General features: G+C 50.4%; 18 protein-coding genes. 6 read left to right on the top strand and 12 right to left on the bottom strand.

What is annotated here, in order from left to right:
- Window positions 1-8: 8 nt before the first annotated feature.
- The 3 genes from IOQ59_RS18115 to IOQ59_RS18125 all read right to left on the bottom strand — a co-directional run bounded on the left by IOQ59_RS18115 (window position 9) and on the right by IOQ59_RS18125 (window position 3,441).
- Window positions 9-1,082, bottom strand: coding sequence for a substrate-binding domain-containing protein (locus tag IOQ59_RS18115; protein WP_228051000.1), 1,074 nt, complete (start codon window positions 1,080-1,082; stop codon window positions 9-11).
- Window positions 1,083-1,316: 234 nt separating this feature from the next.
- On the bottom strand, window positions 1,317-2,498 hold the full coding sequence (locus IOQ59_RS18120; RefSeq protein ID WP_193954880.1) for an acetate/propionate family kinase: 1,182 nt from the start codon (window positions 2,496-2,498) through the stop codon (window positions 1,317-1,319).
- Window positions 2,499-2,502: 4 nt separating this feature from the next.
- Window positions 2,503-3,441: a bifunctional enoyl-CoA hydratase/phosphate acetyltransferase gene (locus IOQ59_RS18125; RefSeq protein ID WP_193954881.1), complete on the bottom strand. Its 939-nt coding sequence runs from the start codon at window positions 3,439-3,441 to the stop codon at window positions 2,503-2,505.
- Window positions 3,442-3,712: 271 nt separating this feature from the next.
- Here IOQ59_RS18125 and IOQ59_RS18130 point away from each other — a divergent pair, with 271 nt between their 5' ends.
- From IOQ59_RS18130 to IOQ59_RS18150, 5 genes are all read left to right on the top strand, one after another.
- Window positions 3,713-5,308 carry a methyl-accepting chemotaxis protein gene (locus IOQ59_RS18130; protein ID WP_193954882.1) on the top strand — a complete coding sequence of 532 codons (1,596 nt, stop codon included), beginning with the start codon at window positions 3,713-3,715 and terminating at the stop codon, window positions 5,306-5,308.
- 98 nt (window positions 5,309-5,406) lie between these two features.
- Complete coding sequence (locus IOQ59_RS18135; RefSeq protein ID WP_193954883.1) at window positions 5,407-6,663, top strand: DUF2252 family protein; 1,257 nt, start codon at window positions 5,407-5,409, stop codon at window positions 6,661-6,663.
- 100 nt (window positions 6,664-6,763) lie between these two features.
- The gene (locus IOQ59_RS18140; RefSeq protein ID WP_193954884.1) at window positions 6,764-7,339 is read left to right on the top strand and encodes a GNAT family N-acetyltransferase; all 576 of its coding nucleotides are present in this window, start codon (window positions 6,764-6,766) and stop codon (window positions 7,337-7,339) included.
- A gap of 139 nt (window positions 7,340-7,478) precedes the next feature.
- On the top strand, window positions 7,479-8,513 hold the full coding sequence (locus IOQ59_RS18145) for a DUF2333 family protein (protein WP_193954885.1): 1,035 nt from the start codon (window positions 7,479-7,481) through the stop codon (window positions 8,511-8,513).
- Between the two features lie 206 nt (window positions 8,514-8,719).
- The gene (locus IOQ59_RS18150; protein ID WP_193954886.1) at window positions 8,720-9,187 is read left to right on the top strand and encodes a DM13 domain-containing protein; all 468 of its coding nucleotides are present in this window, start codon (window positions 8,720-8,722) and stop codon (window positions 9,185-9,187) included.
- Window positions 9,188-9,292: 105 nt separating this feature from the next.
- On the opposite strand, the gene IOQ59_RS18155 is transcribed toward IOQ59_RS18150, so the two are convergent.
- From IOQ59_RS18155 to IOQ59_RS18190, 8 genes are all read right to left on the bottom strand, one after another.
- Window positions 9,293-9,664, bottom strand: coding sequence for a histidine triad nucleotide-binding protein (locus IOQ59_RS18155; protein WP_193954887.1), 372 nt, complete (start codon window positions 9,662-9,664; stop codon window positions 9,293-9,295).
- A 64-nt stretch (window positions 9,665-9,728) separates the two neighbouring features.
- Complete coding sequence (locus IOQ59_RS18160; RefSeq protein ID WP_193954888.1) at window positions 9,729-11,246, bottom strand: SpoVR family protein; 1,518 nt, start codon at window positions 11,244-11,246, stop codon at window positions 9,729-9,731.
- Window positions 11,243-12,532, bottom strand: a complete 1,290-nt coding sequence (locus IOQ59_RS18165) for a YeaH/YhbH family protein (protein ID WP_193954889.1) — start codon at window positions 12,530-12,532, stop codon at window positions 11,243-11,245. The genes IOQ59_RS18160 and IOQ59_RS18165 overlap by 4 nt, the downstream gene beginning before the upstream one ends.
- Window positions 12,533-12,652: 120 nt before the next feature.
- Window positions 12,653-14,575, bottom strand: a complete 1,923-nt coding sequence (locus tag IOQ59_RS18170) for a PrkA family serine protein kinase (protein ID WP_193954890.1) — start codon at window positions 14,573-14,575, stop codon at window positions 12,653-12,655.
- 161 nt (window positions 14,576-14,736) lie between these two features.
- A complete protein-coding gene (locus IOQ59_RS18175; protein WP_193954891.1) occupies window positions 14,737-15,870 on the bottom strand; it encodes a dihydrolipoamide acetyltransferase family protein in 1,134 nt (377 codons plus the stop codon).
- A complete protein-coding gene (locus IOQ59_RS18180; RefSeq protein ID WP_193954892.1) occupies window positions 15,867-16,853 on the bottom strand; it encodes an alpha-ketoacid dehydrogenase subunit beta in 987 nt (328 codons plus the stop codon). Before IOQ59_RS18180 ends, IOQ59_RS18175 begins: the two co-directional genes overlap by 4 nt.
- Entirely contained in the window at window positions 16,843-17,934 is a 1,092-nt protein-coding gene (gene pdhA, locus IOQ59_RS18185; protein WP_193954893.1) for a pyruvate dehydrogenase (acetyl-transferring) E1 component subunit alpha, read from the bottom strand. The genes IOQ59_RS18180 and pdhA overlap by 11 nt, the downstream gene beginning before the upstream one ends.
- Before the next feature lie 21 nt (window positions 17,935-17,955).
- Window positions 17,956-18,996: a Leu/Phe/Val dehydrogenase gene (locus tag IOQ59_RS18190; RefSeq protein WP_193954894.1), complete on the bottom strand. Its 1,041-nt coding sequence runs from the start codon at window positions 18,994-18,996 to the stop codon at window positions 17,956-17,958.
- Between the two features lie 328 nt (window positions 18,997-19,324).
- Between IOQ59_RS18190 and IOQ59_RS18195 the strand changes: the two genes are divergently transcribed.
- Window positions 19,325-20,533, top strand: a complete 1,209-nt coding sequence (locus IOQ59_RS18195) for a L,D-transpeptidase family protein (RefSeq protein ID WP_193954895.1) — start codon at window positions 19,325-19,327, stop codon at window positions 20,531-20,533.
- Between the two features lie 78 nt (window positions 20,534-20,611).
- Here the strand turns inward: IOQ59_RS18195 and IOQ59_RS18200 are convergent, their stop codons facing one another.
- Complete coding sequence (locus tag IOQ59_RS18200) at window positions 20,612-22,024, bottom strand: tetratricopeptide repeat protein (RefSeq protein ID WP_193954896.1); 1,413 nt, start codon at window positions 22,022-22,024, stop codon at window positions 20,612-20,614.
- Window positions 22,025-22,043 lie beyond the last annotated feature (19 nt).

Raw genomic sequence — 22,043 nt, forward strand, 5'->3', positions numbered from 1 at the left:
ATGCCCTTTTACATATCCTTGTTAGAGTATCTGAAGGCCTTGTTTTCCATGCGTTTTATCTCGTCCAACGACATCCTGTCATCCAGGATGGTGAAGCCCCCTGAGAAGATCAGAGGCACCGCTTTCCCCTCCAGATCTCGCTTTATGGCTTCAGCCATCGATACACCATTACTGTCATTCATCCGCATCAGTACAACCTGAAGGTTGCCATTGACCAGTTCCTGAATTTCTTCAGATCCACCGCCCCAGCCATTGATAATAATGTCTGGACGTCCGGCCTCCTGGAGCGCGTCAAGGGCGCCAATCGCCGTGTCAGTTCCGCAGGCATAGATGTACTTAACGTTGGGTGTTTCTGCCAGAATCTGTTGAGTTGCCTTGTAGCCGCCTTCACGGGTTGAATCGGTATAGTAGCTGGACAACAGCGTGTGGTAGTTGCCGACTTCCTGAATAAAGGTCAGTCCGCGCATTTCACTGACAAGCCCTTTGTTACGGAAGATCACCGCATACGGGGTACCTAGTGGCATTCGGCTTTTAAAGTAACGGGCTAAACGTTTAGCCCCTTCGGTATGATCAAAGCCCGTATACATAAAGGGCTGTTTCTTACCCCAGTCCTTTATCGGGGTCGTGATGTTCTGAAGAATTAGCTTGATATCGCTGCCTCGAATCAGGCGTTCGACCATCGCCTTTTGGCGGGCGGAGTCCAGAGTGTAAACCAGATAATCCGGTGACCATTCAAGCATCTCTTCAATCTGCTTCACTTGCTTGGATACTTCGGTATAGGGCTTGGTATAACGAGTTTTCAGTTCATAGTCGATTCCCAGTTCTTTCATGCGATGCTCAAATGAGGTCACGCTGCGTAGCCAGTAACCGGAGTACTGAAAGGATGGGTAGATGATGCCGACTTTTATCTTCTTCGTCTGCTCTGTGATGGGCACCGCATCGTTTCGGACCGCTTCGATCAGCTCGTTGGAGGCTTGTTTTTGTATCGGATGAAACTCGTAGTACTCATCATATTTCCAGTAATCGGTAAGTTTCCCTGCCCCAACCACGCTGATATCACTGAGTATCAGAAATACAGTCATGAGTAATCTGACCAATGTTGTTCTCCTTCTGATGTGAGGTGCTTGCGAACACTGAAATAAGAACATCCGCAAACCCGCGTGCTGAGACTTGATGTTATGGGGCCTATAGTGTGTCAGATAATACTGATTAAGGTTTATGTATACGCAAAATAAAATGGGGCTAACCCTTAAACGATTAGCCCCATTTCGGAAAACTGTCCAGAAGCTTTCCGCCCCTGATAAGAAATGATTGCCTCAGCCGTTGAGCACTTCCTCAACATGGGTGGCGATCATCGCTTCCTCGTTGGTTGGGATCACGCGGACCTCCACGTTCGAGTTGAGGGTGCTGATCAATGCGTCGCCACGATCGTTGGCAGCGTTATCGATCTGTATCCCTAACCAGCGGCTGCGTTCCAGCACACGTTGGCGAAGGTTTGCATCGTTCTCACCGATACCGCCCGTGAATACCAATTGCTGCAAGCCTTCTAGTGTGGCGCTCAGGCGACCTAGCTCCAGAGCGATGCGGTAAGCAAACATCTCAATCGCTTCTTCCGCATGGGGGTGATCAGCCTGATGCAACTCCAGCATATCGGCGCTGATACCAGAGACGCCCAACAGACCGCTTTCTTTGTTGATCAGTTGTTCCAGCGCATCCAGATCCATATCGTAGTGACGTGCCAGATAGATCAGCACACCCGGATCAATACTGCCACAGCGGCTTCCCATCGGCAGGCCGTCTACTGCGGTAAAGCCCATCGAGGATGCAATAGATTGTCCGTCTTTTACGGCACACATACTGGCACCGGCACCGAGGTGACAAACAACAGTGTTCAGCCCGCCGGTATTCGCGCTTTCTAGCTGCCGTTGGATAAATTCATAAGACAGCCCATGGAACCCGTAACGATGAACCCCATCGTCGGTAAAGCGTCGTGGCAGCGCATAACTGCGCTCTATTTTGGGTTGTCCAACATGGAACATAGTATCGAAGCAGGCGATTTGGGGCAGTGATGGCTCCAGAATCTGACAGGCACGAATCAACTTAAGATTATACGGCTGATGCAGGGGGGCAAGGGGAACGTACTGTTCCAGTGCCATCAGTAACTGTGAGTTCACCCGTACCGGATTGCTGAACTGTTCGCCACCATGGACTACGCGATGGCCAAACGCGATGAGTTCGCTCTTGCTGACATGTGTTTCGATCCAGGATAACACAAACTGCAATGCCGCCTGATGGCGATTGTCTCGAAAGGTAGTGGACAGATCCAGCGGTGCTTTTTCAACTAATTGGCCATCCGCATCGCTAATCTTGCAGCGAGCATCGCCCAGGATATTGCTGAGCTTAAAAATGAAACGGCATTTCAGACCATCCTTCTGCTGAGCGAAGAGCGCGCATTTGAGACTGGATGAGCCGCCGTTTACGGTAAGTACTGTTTTCATTGTTTTATAGGCCGTTCGGGTGCAGAACCATGTGAGATGCCAACGCGCAGGAGGCAAGGCGTCCCAGAGTTTTTTCCGAGCGACTGGTCAGGATAATGGGGGCTCTGGCGCCCAGTGCGATACCGGCGGCTTTTGCATCAGCCAGATAGACCAGCTGCTTGGCGATCATGTTGGCTGATTCCAGATCCGGTGCCAATAAAATGTCAGCATCTCCCGATACCACTGATTTGATATGTTTATCTATCGCAGCCTGCTGGGAAATCGCATTATCAAATGCCAGAGGGCCATCCAGAATACCGCCAATAATCTGTTCTCGATCAGCCATTTTACAGAGCGCAGCAGCATCGATGGTGCTTTGAATGTTCGGCTTTACTTTCTCGACTGCAGATAGAATGGCAACTTTAGGCACTGCCACACCTAATGCGTGACAAAAATCGATCGCATTCTGGGTGATATCACGTTTGGTGAGTAAGTCGGGAGCGATATTGATCGCTGCATCAGTAATGATAATCGGTTTGTGATAATTTGGTACGTCAAACACAAAAACGTGGCTTAGGCGGCGTTCGGTGCGAATACCTTTTGTTTTATGAACAACAGCACTCAGCAGTTCTGCCGTGCCTAAATTGCCTTTCATCAAGGCGCTGGCGTCGGCGACACGGATAAGATCACAAGCGGCCTCAGCGGCAGCGTGGCTGTGTGGCGTGTCGATGATTTCATAGGGTGAAATATCGAGGTTATTGTCCTCGGCAGCAGCTTTTATTTTGCTTTCAGGACCGACCAGAATAGGCTCGATCAAGCCTTGTTCTGCGGCTTCAACAGCACCAACCAGACTGTTGTGATCAACAGGATGCGCAACGGCTGTACGAATGGGGGTGGCTTTTATAGCCTGTTCGATGAAGAACTCCAGCTGATCATGAAGGGGAGGCTTCTCTTTAATAATCATCGTACACGGTTTCCTTGGTTTCTGGGGGAGCTATTGCTGCTGTTGCCCGGCTTGCCTTTGTCTGTGAATGGACGTAAGGCTAGGTAAATTCTATTAAATGATTATGACGCAGTGCAACATTAACACTTATTGATATAAATCTGTCGCTTAACTCTCCGGCATCTCTGCCGAGATATACATGAGTATTGGTACTCAGCAGTATTGCTACTAAGCTAATAACCTTGAGCCAGCCAGTGTTGGATGGGTTTTGTTGTAAACGGAGATCTTCATTATGAAAAACGGTATGGCCCGACTCATCGACAGTATTCTGAGTGGTCTAGGTTGTCGTACGTTGAACCAGCAGTTTCTCCTGTCGTATGCAATCATCTTCCTGCTAGCGGCTATGTCAGGTGTTTCGCTCTATATGAGTATGGCAATTGATCCAAATACCATTAACGTGGCGGGTCGACAGCGTATGCTCAGTCAGCGAATTGCTAAAGAAGCAATGTTGGTTGAAGCTAAAATTGAGCAGCGTGCAGTGTTGGAAAAAACCATCAAGCTGTTCGAACGCTCTCACAATGCAATAGTGGCAGGCGATGCTGCGCAGAATATGAAACCGATATCCAATCCGGATATTCTGGCGCAAATGCAGAAGGTCAATGGCTTGTGGATGACCTACAAGTCTATGTTGCTGCTACATATTGAGCGTGCGACGCCTGAAACCCTGGCGCAGATTCATAAGCAATCTCCTATTGTGTTGAAGGAGATGAATAAAGCAGTTGTGATGATGACCCAGGAGTCGGGCAGCATCACCCGTATGCAGCTGATGATCTCTTTTGTCTGTGTCGTCGCGATTTTGTTCCTGGTGATCATGGGACGGATGTTTGGTCTGCGTATGTTGATGGACAACATCACTCGACTAGAGCGTCGTATGATTCAGGTGGGTGATGGTGATTTTAGTCACCGCTTCGATATTATCCGGGCCGACAACGAAATTGGAAAACTCTTTAAGTGTTACAACGATATGCTTCAGCATGTCAGCGAGTTGATGTCTAAAGTCCAGCAGGTCGCTTCAAACACTGATCAGCATGTTAGCCGGGTCGTGAGTGCGACAGCGGATACTGAGCGAGGGGTCGGACGTCAGTACGATGATCTGGAACAGATTGCTGCTGCGATGACCGAAATGTCGGCGACTGTGCAAGAAGTGGCGAGTAATGCTATTGAAGCGGAACGCGCGGCCGGTGAAACGGATAAACAGGCTCATCAGGGGGGAGAGGTTGTCGAGCGCTCTGAACAGCAGGCAACCGAGATGTTGAGAATGCTGGAAGGAACCGAAGATATGTTGCTACAGCTGGAAACGGAAACTCAGGCTGTTGATCAGGTGACGTCGGTGATTAATGACATTGCTGAACAGACTAATCTACTGGCATTGAATGCCGCGATCGAAGCGGCACGTGCGGGAGACCAGGGGCGCGGGTTTGCTGTGGTTGCAGATGAAGTTCGCACACTTGCGCAACGCACCCAGCAATCGACTCACCAGATTCAGGATATTGTTGAACGCTTACAAACGCAGTCACAGACAGCTGTGTCAGCGATGAAGAAAAGTACTCAGTTAGCGGTTGAGAGTAACGAGTTGTCTCAGGCCGGTGCTGCAGCGCTTCAAGGTATTATTGGCTCGACTGAAACGATTTCATCTATGAATACGATGATTTCTACCGCGGCGGAGGAGCAAAGTGCGGTGGCTGGTGATATTGACCAACGTTTGGTTAACGTGTCCAACGTCGCAGGTGAAACCAAAGACGACACGCAACGTGTTGTTCAGTCGACCGAAGAGATTCGTCGTGAGATTCATGAACTGAACGTGTTGGTACAGAAATTTAAGCTCTGACCCATCACTGTTCTGATAGCTTCGGAAAAGCCTGTTTGCATTGCAATCAGGCTTTTTTATTGTCAGTGTGAAAGTAACGGATAGGGTAGGACGGATCGATGAAGGTACTCCATACACGGGCGGTGCAGGTACGGGAGCAGATAGAACGCTTTAACGCAGGACTTCCCGAAACTGACTTGGCGCTGAAGTTTGAAAAGATGGCACAGTCGCCGTTTATTTTCTTTCGAGGCAGCAGTCATCTCTACTGGCATGACGTTTCTCGTGATTGGCGTATCTCTCTGTTTGGTGGCCGGTCAGAAAGCCAGATCTGGTTACAAGGTGATGCCCATATCTACAATTTTGGCGCATTGCATGATCATCAGAACCGTATCTATTTTGGTATGGATGACTTTGATGACGCGGTGGTGGCTGATTTTCAGTTTGACCTTTGGCGTCTGGCGACCAGTATGGTGTTGGATCTGCAGGAGCGAGAGTTCTGCAATGACGAGCTGGTGGATAAGGCGGTTAAGAAACTCGGTAATGCCTATCTGCAAGCGGTGGCAAGTGCTGGGCCTGACTGTCCAGCCGTTCGTATGGATACTGCGCCAAAACCGATTCGGAAGTTTCTACAGAAAGTACACGAGAAAAATACTCGGCAGCAGATGTTAAGCAAATGGACCGTGGATGGGTTTTGTCGTTTCGATAATCAGCATGAGAAACTGGAAACCGTGGATGGTGATCTTTTTCTGGCGATCAAATCTGCGGTAGACAGCTATCATCAGACACGTATGCCAGTGCCGGAGGAGATCCCACAGGTATTAGATATTTCGCGTCGGACGAAGGCCGGGACGGGATCACTGGGTAACCACAGGTACTACGTACTCATGGAAGGCCGTTCTGCTGATGAGAATGTGATACTGGATATTAAACAGCAGCGTGAACCCGCTTCTGTGGCGGCTATGCCGAAGCCGGAACGGTACTGGTATCGTGAAACCTTCACCCATGAAGGACGACGACATGCGGACGCCTATAAGGCCATTGCTGAGCATCCTGACAGTTGGTTGGGGTGGCTCAGTATTCATGATCAGCTCTATTCAGTCCGTGAACGTTCTCCTTTCAAGAAGGATTATCCGGCCCACAAACTGGATGCCGATGAGTATCTGGAAATGGCTTCAATCTGGGGTGAGGTTTTAGGGCAAGAACATGCCAGGGGATCATTCTGTATGCAGGAACCGGAAGCTGCTTTTGTTGAGTTTGTGCGTGATCAGCTGATACCAGAGAAGAAAACCTTTGTCCGACTGTTGAGAGCCGTTGCACCCCACTATGCGCGCTGTGTACAGCAAGACTGGTACGTCTTTCGTGACATGCACGAATAATAGGACACCTGCTCTCCGGAATAGCTCGGCGATGGGCATGACAGCGTGAAAATTGTGGCTATTCTTACTGTATATAAAGGGCAGTGGGAGGGTCATCGGCATGAACATCAGGCCGGCTCGTTCAACCGATGCTGATGCTTTGGCGTATTTAACCAATTTGTCATCAGAAGGTTTGTCAGAATGTATCTGGGAGCATCTGGCGAAGGGGGATGAAACACCTCTTCATGCAGGCGCACGTCTTATCAGTAAAGGTGATGGTATTTTTAGCTACCATAATACCGCTGTACAGGAGCATAACCACGAGGTTCTAGCATTGATATCCGGACGTCATTTGTTGGATACCAATCTGCCCGTGATGTTGGATGAATACTTGCCGTTTATCCGTTCGCTCATCAAACTGGAAGCTAAAGTGCGTGGTAGCTGGAATATTACCGCGTTGGCGGTGCATCCGGAGTATACCCGGCGCGGATTAGCAACGCAGTTGCTTGAATCAGCGGAACGTCTGTCTAAGACGCTAGAGATCAGGCAGCTGAGTATTGCTGTTGCCAGTGAAAATCCGGAAGCCTGTCGTCTGGTGGAAAACTTTGGTTTTGAACCGGTCGCCCGTGAGACCTTTGTCCGTTTTGGAAGTCTTAAACATAACGGAGACTGGTTAATGATGGTTAAATCTATCTGAAATTCATCGCTTCTGTGCCTCTTGTCTCTGTTCTTCATTTTAGTCTGATGTTTTTCCGATGAGCGTCAATGTTGAGTGCTGTCCAGTTGCCGGTGGATCGGGCATAATCAGCTCCATACCAAGTACTTAGGGAAGACTGATGGGACGACTAATTGATTGGTGTGTGGATCTTTGGGATGCCACACCGGGTGGTAAACTGGTCCGCATGACTCTGGCGGCTCTGGGCGCCTATCTGGTGCTGTCGATACCGGTAGGTATGTATTGGAGCATGGCCCCTGCACAGTTTGACCCTGTTGCTGGAGCCCAGGAAGATGCTGAAGCGCGTGGCGTGAAACCTGCCACTGGCTATACCACGGTGTATACGCTGCATCGTGTGATGGATACACTGTTGCAAAAACCGGGTGGTTATATCGGTAACGACCGCATGCCACCGGGTGTTTGGCTGGATAATATCGGCAATTGGGAGTTTGGTGCACTGGTACAGGTACGAGATCTGAGCCGGGCACTGCGTAAAGATTTTAGCCGTTCTCAGTCTCAGTCGGTTGAATATCCTGCGCTGACGGTTGCTGAACCTCAGTTCAACTTCGATAGCAGCAGCTGGCTACTGCCGTCTTCTGAATCTCAGTACAAAGAAGGCTTGGAAGCGCTGCAAAGCTATCTCATTGCTTTGGCTGATGGTGGTCAGAGTGATGCACAGTTCTATGCACGTGCGGATAATCTGAATAACTGGCTCGCGGATGTACAGACCCGTCTGGGTAGTTTGTCCCAACGCTTGAGTGCGAGTGTCGGGCAAAAACGCCTGAACACGGATCTGGCAGGTGAAGCGGATGCGACCCAGTCGACGGCAACGGCTTCAGAGCAGGAAGTGAAAACGCCCTGGCTGGAAATTGACGATGTGTTCTATGAGGCGCGCGGCTCTACGTGGGCTCTGTTGCACATCCTGCGTGGCATCGAAGCTGACTTTGGACCGACACTGGATAAGAAGAACGCGCGTGTAAGTTTGCGCCAGATTATTCGTGAACTGGAAGCTGCGCAAGATACTGTCTGGAGTCCAATGATCCTGAACGGTGGTGGTTTCGGGCTGTTTGCTAACCACTCTCTGGTGATGGCGAATTACATCTCCCGTGCGAACGCGGCGATCATTGATCTGCGTGAATTGCTGAACCGTGGTTGATTCATAGTGCGACGTACGATCTAAAAGCAGTCTCGATGGCTGCTTTTTTTGTGGGTTTTTTATAGGTGTGATGAATAGTTTCGAGGGAGTGACAGTCGGCCATCCGGCTCGTATGCCCCAGAAGACGCTATCTCTGCCTACACTATCTATATAACGTTCTGTGAGGGAACAGTTGAGCTATTCCCAGCACGATTCTGGAGGACATTATGAAGCGGATCTTTCTCATTATTACCCATCTGGGCGCGATTGCACTGGGCTTTGCCCTCGGTATCTATATGTTACCGATTCTGACTGAGCCTCAGGGGCCTTCAATAGTTGAAGTCGAAAAACTAGCGTCTAGCTCTTTGTACAAAGCCGAGTTTAAACGTGACCTGGCTGGCAGTGATCTTCTTCACTGGGGGGAAGGTACGGTGTCTATCAGTAAAGGTGCGGTATCGTTGATGGGAGAGGTTTCCCCAGGCCCGGATTACAAACTGTATCTGGCGCCAGAGTTTGTTGAAACGGAAGATCAGTTTCTGCAACTGAAGCGGTATTCTGTTCAGGTCGGGGATATCAAAACCTTTGATAATTTTGTGGTTAACCTGCCGGAATCCATCAACCCTGAAGACTATACGACCGTGGTGGTTTGGTGTGAAACGTTTGGTGAGTTTATTACGGCCGCACAGTATCGTTAAGCTCGCTCAGCGTCGATCAATTCATTGTTGATCGTCAAGTAACAAAAAACGGGCCTGAAATATGGCCCGTTTTTTGTCAGTTGCACGTGTAAAATCTGACCGTAATTATGAAAGAGGTTTTTTCAGGTTTTCATCAAAATACGGCGGCCAGCCCAGTGGCTTACCGCCTAATAGATGCAGGTGGATATGGTGGACCGTTTGCCCACCATGGTCGTTACAGTTGAAAACTGTACGATAGCCGCTTTCGTCAAATCCTTGTTCTTTAGCAATCTTGCCTGCCACTTGTACCATATGACCAACCAGCGCAGTGTCTTCGTCAGCGATCTCATTGGTGGTGGCGATGTGTTTCCTCGGGATCACCAACACATGAGTTGGTGCCTGAGGATTAATGTCATTGAATGCGATGACCTGATCATCTTCATAGATGACATCTGCCGGAATTTCCTTGTTCAGTATTTTGCAGAACAAACAGTCCATAACGATACCCTTCATTGATGAATACGGCTGTAATGACAGCAGTATAGCGTTGCGAAGGGGACGATTACATCTGTTCGATCATGTCCTTTTGCAATACAGGGCAATGTATTGCGCTAGTGACCGTCCCGTCCGGCAGGACCGATTCGAGATGTACATCAAATCCCCATAGTCGATGGAGATGACGTAAAACCTCTTCTCCGTCGTCTGCTAATGGCTGGCCGCTGTGTACATAGTGACGCAATGTGAGTGCACGGTCTCCGCGCACATTGACGTTGTATACCTGAATATTGGGTTCCCTGTTCCCCAGATTGTATTGTGCCGCCAGATCTTCACGGATCTGCTGATACCCCAGTTCATCATGAATAGAGGAAACACCCAGTGTCGGTCTTTCTGCATCGTCCATGATGGTGAACAGTTTCAGTTCGCGAATCAAAGCCGGTGACAAGAACTGCAGGATAAAGCTCTCATCCTTATAGTTGCGCATGGCATCATGCAGTGTTTCGTTCCAGTCGCTGCCAGCGATCTCCGGGAACCAGTCGCGATCCTCTGCCGTAGGATGTTCACAGATGCGACGAATATCGTTCATCATGTTGTAGCCAAGGGTATAGGGGTTGATACCGCTAAAGTAGGGGCTGTCGAACGGAGGTTGATACACCACGCTGGAGTGTGAATGCAGAAACTCCATCATAAACCCGTCGTTGACCAGTCCTTCATCGTAGAGCCCATGAAGTAATGTGTAATGCCAAAAACAGGCCCAGCCTTCATTCATCACCTGAGTTTGCTTCTGAGGATAGAAGTACTGTGAGACTTTCCGCACAATACGGATAATTTCTCGTTGCCAGGATTCCAGTAACGGGGCATTTTTTTCCACAAAGTACAGAATATTCTCTTCAGGTTCTGCCGGAAAATGGATCTCTTTGTGTGACGCATCTTCCTCTTTTTGAGGAATCGTATTCCATAGTTCATTTACATGACGCTGGATATACTCTTCACGGGCCTGCTGGCGCTCGCGTTCCTCGGCAGCAGTCAGTGGCTGGGGTCTTTGATATCGATTGACACCGTAATTCATCAGGGCGTGGCAGGAGTCCAGAATTTCTTCGACTTCGGCAGCACCGTGGCGTTCTTCGCATTTACGAATGTAGTTTTTGGCAAACAGCAGGTAATCGATAATCGCAGTAGCATCTGTCCAGGTACGGAACAGGTAGTTACCTTTAAAGAATGAGTTGTGTCCGTAGCAGGCGTGGGCAATGACCAACGCCTGCATGGTCATCGTGTTCTCCTCCATCAGGTAGGAGATACAGGGATCAGAATTGATGACGATCTCATACGCCAATCCCATGCGGCCACGCTTATAGTTCTGTTCGGTTTCAACAAACTGCTTACCAAAAGACCAGTGATTGTAGTTGAGAGGCATACCCACAGACGAATATGCATCCATCATCTGTTCTGAGGTAATAATCTCAATCTGGTTAGGATAAGTGTCCAGACCATAGCTATCTGCGATACGCGAAATTTCTGCGTCATACCGCTGGATTAGCTCAAAGGTCCACTCTGCGCCGGTAGAAATAGGTTCCTTCTTCATGCGGCCCCCTCCGTCTTCTTCTCAAACAGCTTGCGGAAGACAGGATAAATTTCTGATGCGTCTGTTATTTGATGCATCGCAAAACTGTCGTTCCAGCTTGAATGTACTTTTTCGTACTCCACCCATAGGTTCTGATGAGGTCCGGTAGTGATCTCCACATACGAGAAATACTGTACATTCGGTAAGATCTTGCTCTGTAGCAGGTCGCCACAGATATTGGAGTCACCATCCCAGTTATCCCCGTCAGATGCCTGAGCAACGTAGATATTCCAGTCGCCCGCAGGGTAGCGTTCTTCCAGAATCTCTCCCGTCAGTTTCAGGGCGCTGGAGACAATCGTACCGCCGGTTTCACGCGAATAGAAAAACTCTTGCTCATCCACTTCCTTCGCGTGGGTATGATGGCGTACAAACACGACTTCTATCTGTTTATAGTTACGTTTCAGGAACAGATACAGCAGTACAAAGAAGCGTTTGGCAATGTCTTTAATGCTCTGGGTCATGGAGCCTGAAACATCCATCACGCAGAACATCACCGCTTTGCTGGATGGGACCGGCACTCTGATTGTGTTGTTGTATTTGATATCGAAGTCGTCGATCCATGGGATACGCTTAATGCGTGCCTGCAGAGCTTCGATTTTTTCCTGTAGGCACAGAATCTGCTGTTCGGCTTCCGTATCAGGTAACCGTGAATTCAGCGTCTCTATCTCTTGCTCCAGCTCGCGGATCTCACGTCGCTCTTTTCCCGAGAGGGCGACGCGACGTGCCTGAGCCGACCGAAGAGAGCGTACAATATGGATTTTCTCAGGAGCACCCGAGTTGGTGAAACCTGCCCGACGGGTTTCAAACTGGGTGGTGTTCTTCAGCTGTTTTTTGACCAGATAAGGTAACTCGAGACCGTCGAACATAAAGTCGAGGAACTCTTCCTGACTGATCTGGAACGTGAAGTCGTCCATCCCTTCACCCTGATTGCTGGCGCTACCGTCTCCGGAACCACCGCCACCACCACCGCCTGATGGGCGCTGAAATTCGTCGCCGACAATAAACTCCTTATTGCCGGGGAATACCCGCTTCGTTTTGCCGCCAGGACCATGATGGAATATTGGTTCAGAGATGTCTCGGCGCGGAATCGTGACTGATCCACCCTGATCAATATTGGTGATGGAGCGACTATTTACCGCATCTTCAACGGCTTCCTTAATGTGTTTTTTATAGCGTTTAAGGAAGCGTTGGCGGTTTACCGTGCTCTTTTTCTTCGCGTTTTGGCGGCGGTCGATGATATAGCTCATACTTCCGATCCCCATGAAGGGCCGATGCCTCGCTTACTGCGTGCGTAAACAGCGACCAGCTAATTGATCCGTAATCTCCAGAGAGCACTCCGGCTCTCTGGGCAGCGCGCTATACAGCGCTTACTGCGACTTACGTACCCGGATATACCACTCAGAAAGCAGGCGAACCTGTTTCTCGGTGTATCCGCGTTCAATCATGCGTTTAACAAATTCGCTGTGCTTCTTCTGATCGTCGCTGGAGGCTTTGGCGTTAAAGGAGATCACTGGAAGCAGATCTTCTGTGTTAGAGAACATTTTCTTCTCAATCACAGTACGCATTTTCTCGTAGCTGGACCAGGCCGGGTTCTTGCCGTGATTGGAGGCCCGTGCGCGCAGAACGAAGTTCACGATTTCATGGCGGAAATCTTTTGGATTACTGATACCAGCAGGTTTTTCAATTTTCTCGAGTTCTTCACTGATCGCTACCCGGTCAAGGATGTCACCGGTTTCAGGGTCACGGTATTCCTGATCCTGAATCCAGAAATCGGCATAAGTGACATAGCGGTCGAAAATGTTCTGGCCGTACTCTGAATAGGATTCCAGATAGGCTGTCTGAATTTCTTTGCCTAAATACTCGATGTATTTTGGCATCACGAATTCTTTCAGGAAGCCGATGTAGCGCTCATGTACTTCAGCCGGGAACTGTTGCTGTTCGATCTCTTTTTCCAGAACGTGCATCAGGTGAACGGGGTTGGCCGCGACTTCGGAAGAGTCGAAGTTGAATACTTTAGACAGGATCTTAAATGCGAAGCGGGTCGACAGGCCATCCATCCCTTCATCGACACCGGCTGAATCTTTATATTCCTGCAAAGACTTGGCTTTTGGATCGGTGTCTTTCAGGTTCTCTCCGTCATAGATCCGCATTTTTGAGAAAACACTGGAGTTTTCAGGTGACTTAACGCGGGAGAGTACAGAGAACTGTGCCAGCATATTGAGCGTATCAGGTGCACAAGGGGATTCAGCCAGAGAGCTGTGTTCCAGCAGTTTGGCATAGATCTCGATCTCTTCAGTGACGCGGGTGCAATACGGTACTTTTACAATATATACACGGTCAATGAAGGCTTCATTCGTTTTGTTGTTCTTAAAGCTTTGCCACTCAGATTCATTTGAGTGGGCCAACAGAATACCGTTGAACGGGATTGCTCCCATGCCTTCGGTGCTGTTGTAGTTACCTTCCTGTGTGGCTGTCAGCAGAGGATGCAGCACTTTAATCGGTGCTTTAAACATCTCTACAAACTCCATCATACCTTGGTTTGCACGGCAAAGAGCGCCGGAGAAACTGTAGGCATCAGGGTCGTGCTGAGCGAACTCTTCCAGTTTACGGATATCAACTTTACCCACCAGGCTGGAAATATCCTGGTTGTTTTCATCACCCGGTTCAGTTTTCGCGATAGCGATCTGATCGAGGATAGACGGGTACTGTTTGACGACGCGGAATTTAGACAGGTCACCACCGAACTCATGTAAGCGCTTTACAGCCCACGGTGACATAACACCCTTCAGATAGCGCTGAGGAATGCCGTACTCTTCTTCCAGAATCTGGCCATCTTCTTCCGGATTGAACAGGCCAAGTGGCGATTCGAATACAGGCGAGTCTTTGATGGCGTAAAACGGTACGTGCTGCATCAAAAACTTCAGACGTTCGGCCAATGAGGATTTACCGCCGCCCACCGGGCCAAGGAGGTAAAGGATCTGTTTGCGTTCTTCCAATCCCTGGGCTGCGTGTTTGAAGTAAGAGACGATATTTTCAATAGCGTCTTCCATTCCATAAAATTCGCTGAACGCAGGGTAACGTTTGATCAGTTTATTTGAGAAGATGCGACTAAGTCTTGGATCGGAGGCTGTATCAACTAACTCCGGTTCTCCAATTGCTTCTAGCATCCTTTCAGCAGCATCGGCATATACCGACGGGTCTTCTTTACACAGCGCGAGATATTCATTGAGAGACATCTCTTCTTGCTTCGTGGACTCGTAACGGGCTCTATAATGCTCAAAAATACTCATTGTGGTCACCTTCCTCGTGAGATCCTTTAAATTCAAGTGCTTAGGGGCTCATCATTTCGTACTCTCTGCTTGTTTCGTGTTTTAGTGTAGTTCACATTTCAGGGTGTCGATGGCTTCTATAACGTTTGGACAGTGATTTTTTCGATAAGTCTGCTTGTTTTTTAACCAGTTGATTCTTCAGAGAAATCTTGTTCAAGAACCCGAATGATTTCTCGCATAAAACGTGCGGCTTCTCCGCCAGTGGCTGCCCGGTGATCAAATGTCAACGAGAGAGGCAGCACTCTGCGAACGACAACCTCGCCATCTACAGCCACGGCCTGGTCGCGGATAACACCTGCCCCAAGAATGGCGACTTGCGGTGGAACAACAACCGGAGACGCATAACGACCGGCGATGGTGCCAAAATTACTCAGGGTAATGGTGGCGCCCTGAAGCTCTTTGGGTGGGATTGTGCGGGCTTTGACGTCTGCGCGCATCTTATCCAGGCCTTTACGTAGCTCCTCGGTACTGCGTTGTCCAATGTCTCTTAAAACGGGCACAAACAGTCCCTGATCAGTGTCAACCGCGACACCCAAATGAATCTTGCTGTGCTGACGCCGACTCAGGCTTGCGCCATCAAACCAGGTATTGATCGCCGGTTCGGCTTTGCATCCGGCGGCAATGGCGTTGACCAATCGCATGGTTACATCGGTACCGGAGGGCCAGTTGTGGATGTCCACATCTTCACATAGCGTCACAGGAACCACTTCAGCGTGCGCCAGCGCCATGGTTTTGGCCATCTGCTTTCGTACGCCGCGCAAGGGTTCTGCGTGGCCGTGCACTTTATTCATGCTGGCGGCTTGTTCTACATCCTCCGGGGTGATGGCGCCATTTCGTCCATTGCCCTGCAGTCCATTGAGATCGACATTTAACCGCCGTGCCAGCGCTCTGACTGCGGGTGTTGCGCGTGCCGACTGATGGGCGCGGGTGCTGGGAGCTGCGCCGATAATAAAGTCATCTCCGGCTTCGTTGCCCTCGGCGTCCGGAATTTCTCCGACCACCGTCCCGGTGTCGTCATCCTCTTCACTGATATACTCGATCAGAGGCTCGCCGGTATGGATGGTGTCTCCCGCTGCACCGAAGAGGTGAGCGATAACGCCATCTTGGGGGGAAGGGACTTCGACAATGGCTTTTGCGGTTTCAACCGATACCAATATCTGGTCAATTTTTACCTCATCGCCTTCCTTGATATGCCATTCCACTATTTCGGCCTCGGGTAATCCTTCTCCCAGGTCCGGCAGTTTGAAGTATTTCATACGAACTCCAGTGTCTGTCTGACCGCATCCTTAATGTCGGCGGTGTTGGGCATAAAGTGATTTTCCAATCGGAAGTAGGGCATCACCGTGTCATATCCCGTGATACGCAGAGGCGGGGCTTGTAGATCCATCAACGCCTTCTCGACGAGTGTCGCAGCAATCTCTGCGCCTACGCCAAGGTGACGGGATGCTTCATGAACAATGACACAGCGGCCGGTTTTGGCGACCGATGCAAGAATGGTGTCCATATCCAGTGGACTGATGGTGGCGACGTCAATGACCTCGCAGCTGATGTTATCCTCGGCCAGTTGCTCAGCCGCTTCCAGTGTTTCTTTGATCATCGCGCCCCAGCTGACCAACGTGATGTCAGAGCCTTCTCGAAGGGTGAAGCACGTATCCAGCGGCAGTGCGGCGCCGTTATCCAGAACCGGCTGTTTGCTGGCGCGGTAGATCCGCTTAGGCTCCAGAAAAATGACAGGATCTGGGTTGCGAATGGCTGACAGTAATAGGCCATAGGCGCGTGCTGGAGAGGAGGGTACGACCACACGCAATCCCGGAATGTGGGCGAGTAGGGTCTCGGTACTTTCTGAATGGTGCTCTGGTGCATGAATACCGCCACCAAAAGGTGCACGGATCACCAGCGGGCAGCTGAGACGGCCACGGGTGCGGTTACGCATCCGAGCTGCGTGGCATATGATGTGCTCCAGCGCGGGGAATATAAATCCCATAAACTGAATTTCAGCGATCGGCTTCAGGCCTTGCGCTGCCATACCCACGGTTAAACCACCGATCATGGCTTCAGCCAGCGGCGTATCCATCACGCGACGGTTGCCAAAACGTTCTTTTAAACCGGCTGTTGCACGAAAAACACCCCCGTTGGTACCCACATCTTCGCCAAGGATCACAACGTTTTCGTCCTGTTCCATCTCATGTGCGAGCGCCAGATTCACCGCTTCAAGTAGAGTGATTGCTTCATGATTCATGGTGAGTGCCTCCTTTCATCGCTTTGACCATCGCCCATTCGCGTTGCTCGCGCAGCTGCTCAGGAAGTTCGGCATAGAGGTAATCAAAGAGAGACTCAACCGGTTGAGGTGGCGTGGCCAAATAGCGTTCAACAGCCGATTGCACCATGCTGTTGACCTCGTCCTGCCAGATGGTTTCCTGGGTTTCATCCCACCAACCCTGTTTGTGCAGGAAGGTGCGTAAACGCTTCACCGGTTCATGCTCCCAGGCTTTCTTCAGCTCATCATTACTGCGATAGCGCGTAGCATCATCGGCAGTTGTATGATCAGACAGACGGTAACTGATCGCTTCTATCAGTGACGGCCCTTTCCCCTCTCGGGCGCGCTCCAGTGCTATTTCGATCGCTTCACGCATCGCAATCGCGTCGTTTCCGTCAACTTGTTCGCCCCGGATACCCGCGCCGATCGCTTTTTGCGCCAAGGTTGGTGCGCCACTTTGCAGGGCGCGGGGAACAGATATCGCCCATTGGTTATTGTTGACGATAAAAACGACCGGTAGTTGCCAGGCACCTGCGACATTAAGGCCTTCCAGAAAGTCGCCCTTAGATGTTGCTCCATCACCACAGAGGGTGACGGCAACCCGTTTTTCATTACGTATTTTTAGTGCGGTGGCAACGCCGCAAGCATGCATCGATTGGGTTGCGATGGGGACCGAATTAGGAAAATCTTCACCTTGTTGTTCAGCAGCATTGCCCCGCTCATCGCCACCCCAATAGAGCAATATCTCTTCCATTGGCATGCCCCTGAGCATCTGGCAGGCGTGATTTCGATAGTAAGGTATCAACACATCTTCAGGATGCATCAGCAGGCCTAAGGGTACATCAATCCCTTCAATACCCAGCAGTGAGGCGTAAGTGCCCAACTGGCCGGTGCGTTGTAGGGCAACGGCTTTATTGTCCATCGTGCGTGCCAGTACCATATTCCGGTAGCAGTGGGTGAGCCATTCGGGTTGCTGTGCCCAGACGGGTAATGCGCTCAGTGGATCGCCCTGGCTGCTGAGATATTGGCGGTAACGAATTTCGCCTTCAAATACAGTGTCCATAGGGTGTTCTCCTGGTCTCGATCAGGCCGCGGAATGCAGCGCTGCCCGGGCAATAATTGTCTCAGCCCGCTCATTGGCGATGCAGTGTGTGCTTCGTCCTTCCTGATCGGCTTGCTGGAATAGCTGGCTGAGTGAGGTACCAACCTGTCTGACCTTGGCGGAAATGGCAGCGTCAGTTTGACCCGCATGTTGCATCGCGACGAAAATCAGACCACCTGCGTTAATCAGATAATCCGGGGCGTACAGAATGTTGCGTCTGCGCAACAGCTCCCCGTGTTCTTCGCGCTCTAGCTGGTTATTGGCGGAACCCGCAACGATACGGCAGCGGAGCTGCTGCATGCTGTGATCGTTAATGATTGCACCCAGTCCGCAGGGGCAAAACACATCTGCCTCTACGCTGTATATCTTATCGGTGGCGACAGCCTTTGCCCCAAGTTCGTTCACGGCTTTCAGAACCTTTACCTGATCGATATCGGAAACCGTGAGGTGAGCGCCGTCGTTATACAGCATCTGGGCGACCGCATAACCAACGTGTCCCAGTCCTTGCAGTGCGACATGAGTACCCTGCAGGGAATCGCTGCCGTTCAGATGTTTAAGCGCGGCTTTTATGCCTTCGAAAACTCCCATAGCGGTATATGGGGAGGGATCCCCTATCTGACTTGTACAGGTGACCCACTTGGTGGTGTGGGCGATTGAATCCATATCACTGGTCAGGGTGCCGCTGTCCATCGCGGTGATGTAACGGCCTCCCAGATCCTGTACAAAGCGGCCGAAAGATTCCATCAACGCCTTGCGGTCGAAGTTGTGGCTGGGTTTAATCAATACTGCTTTTGCCCCGCCGTGGGGTAAGCCGGACAGAGCCGCTTTATAGCTCATTCCCCGTGCAAGACGAGTTGCATCGGTAATCGCGTCGGCTTCACTTTGGTAAGTAATAAAGCGGCAACCACCAATGGCAGGTCCACGTAATGTGGAATGTATTGCGATAATGGCACGTAACCCGGTTTCTGGGTCGCAGGCAAAATGCAGCCTCTCCAGGCCCGCGTTTTCCATCTGTTCAAACATGACGGGATCCTCCGTACTCGTTGTCTTGGAAAACCTGAACGCGAAGCACCAAAGTGGTTATTCCTGCCAGAGTGATCGGGTAAATAACTCTGATTTTGTAGGGTTTTTACCTAGTGCTTCAAAGCGTATCCTCCTATTTTGGATAGCACAGGTTTTCGCAAAGTTCAGATAATTTTTACGAATTTTTCTAACAAGTTACGGTCATAAGGCGGTAGCCGATCACTGCTTTTGGCAGTGCGGCATCCGGGTCAAATTTTGATCTGGGGTGTTTGCGCAGATGCGGTTATAATCGTTTTCTTTATCATCATCAGACTGGGTCCATCGAATCATGTATAAGCTGTTTTCAGGGATACTGTTAGCCAGCGCGATTGCAGCTCAGCCGCTGCATGCCGAGTCGCCGGTGAGTGCCTCTGCGCAGTTGCAGCCAGACAATGAAGCGTTGCTGCTTAGCAGCTTGCGGCACCTGCGAGAAAAGCGGGTTGATTCGGCACTGCAGGATTTGCGTACACTTACGAATCAGCAACCCGATTTCCGCCTTGCACAGTTAATTTATGCGGATTTGATGGCTGCACAGGGTGCGCCATTGCAGGATGTTGGCCGCAACCGTGCTATTGATGATAAAAAACTGTCGGGTCTTATTTCAGAAGCGAAGGCACGTTTACTGATTGAGAAAGAGAAGCCAGCATTGGATATGGTGCCAGCTTCTATGATTCAGCTCGCACCGTCACAGAAGTATGCGGTGGTCATGGATACCCGTTTGCACCGACTGTTCTTATTTGAGAATAAGATGGGAGTGCCAACGCTGATTAAGGACTATTACGCATCTTATGGGCGTGGTGGTGTAGGGAAAGAGCGACGTGGTGATCTGAAAACTCCGCTAGGCGTATACTTTGTCACCGGCCGTTTCTCCGATGCCCAGCTACCGGAGCGTTATGGCACCGGTGCTTTACCGCTGAACTACCCGAATGTATGGGATGAGCGTCATGGTCGCACCGGCAATGGTATCTGGGTACATGGATCTCCTTTTGAAACCTACAGCCGTCCACCGGAAGCGAGTGAAGGTTGTATATCCCTGAGTAATATCGATTTCACTGAACTGGACGATATGGTGGATATTCGCAACACCCCAGTGTTGGTGGGACACAATGTCCGTTGGATGAAGCGTAACGACTGGTTGCAGCAGCAGTCTGGATATCGTCAGTTGATTGATCGCTGGCGCAGTGACTGGGAGAGTAAAAACAGTGATCGGTATTTAGCTCACTACTCGACCGATTACAAAAATGGAAACTGGGACTATCAGCGTTTTTCTTCCCATAAACGCCGCGTAAATGCGGGCAAAAAATACATAAAGGTTGGTATCGATCAGCTAAGCCTGTTTACCTATCCCGACCAGCCAGAGTTGTTAGTTGCGACATTCCGTCAGTCGTATAAAAGCAGCAACTATAAAGGTGACTCGGTTAAGCGTCAGTACTGGGTAAGGGAAAACAGTGGCTGGAAGATCGCCTATGAAGGTGCGCCGTCGCGTGGAAAGCCTTAAGTAGAATACTGCTGACGGATAAAAAAAAGCTCTTCATATGAAGAGCTTTTTTTTGGAAAAGGGATCACTCCGTTAAGATTAGAGAGAGCCTTCCTGGACAATTTTCCAACCTGAAGAACGGCGCATCAGACTTATCCGTTTACGAGCGACATCACGGTAACGGTCGGAACGGTAGCTCTGACGGAAAGTGGCTTCGGCCCGGCTGTCGGATAGCATCACCACATCAATATCGCTCAGGGCGACCTTAATGTAGTCAGGGCTAGTCAGACGGTTGGTACGGGTCTGTACCCATTGCTTGTGAGATACTCCGTTATTCGGTTTATAACCGGCAACGTAGGCGCGAACGTACGCTTGAACGTTTTGTTCAGACCATGCTTTCGCCCAGCTTTTCAGGTGACCTTCGATGATTTTTTCTGGCGCTGGAGGTGTTTCCTTTACCGCTGTACGCTCGTTCTCCCGCTCAGATAGCTGATCTGCTTCGAGGCTCGCCAGAAGTTTTGCTGCACGCTCTGTCTCGCGGGCAATAGCAAGCTCTTCAGGGGAAGCGCTAAGTGCCATTGTATCGGTGCCAGCATCATTACGGTCGGTCTGTGCTGGATTTTGTGCTGCTGAAATTGCTTCAGAATCGGCCTGGTTCATCACCACGTTTGTGTAAGGCAATGGTGTGGCTGGTGTTGCCTCTGAAATACCGATTGCTTCAGCGACGGCAAGCTCTTCCGTTGCAAGGTCATTGTCTGTTGTCAGGTTCTCTGCCGCCTGAATATTGAGTTCGATATTTTCTGGTTCTTGTTCCGGGGCAGCTGAGGGAATGTCTACAACAGTTGCCACTTCAGGCGCGGGCGTTTCTTCCTGTGCCTGCAATTCAGGTTTTGGCTCAAATAGAGGCGCTGAATGCATGCCGATGGCCGTTGGGTAGCCAAACTGACTCAGGGAGACCAGCTGTGGCCCTCGGTCGGTCCCGGATACCCCCAGAGCTTTGTTGTAGGCTTCTGCTGCCAGTACCGCGTACATGTCACTCAGGTTTTGGTATACCTGTGCATAACTGGGATGGGTTTTGAATGCACTTTGCAATGTTTGGATCGCGCGGCTGTTGTCGCCTGCTTCTGCATACATCACAGCAAGGTTATTGAGCGGTTCCGGCCGATCAGGGTATTGTTCTCGCAGCTCGTTCAGCAATGTCTCTGCTTGAGCGGAGCGCCCCGTTTTTGACAGCAATGTGGCTTTGAGCAGTTGAGCATCCATGTTGTCTTCATCGGCCGCCAGTACCTGATCGACTGCAGTCATCGCATTCTGATATTGGCCGTTGCGCAGGTAACGGTTGGCCTGCTGTAAACTCTGCAGGTCGGTCGCATCAGATGTTACTTGAGGCGCAGGCGAGGAGCTGTTGTCCGAACTGTCCATTACGCTGTACGCAACGACACCGGCAATTACTGCCGCAATTGCGAGTGGAAGCCATCTTTTCTTTCCAGGAGCGTTTTGTAACGAAGCCATGTATGTTCAGTACTAGTCA

The sequence above is a fragment of the Pontibacterium sinense genome (assembly GCF_015209595.1).
In the GTDB taxonomy this organism is placed as follows: Bacteria; Pseudomonadota; Gammaproteobacteria; order Pseudomonadales; family Balneatricaceae; genus Pontibacterium; species Pontibacterium sinense.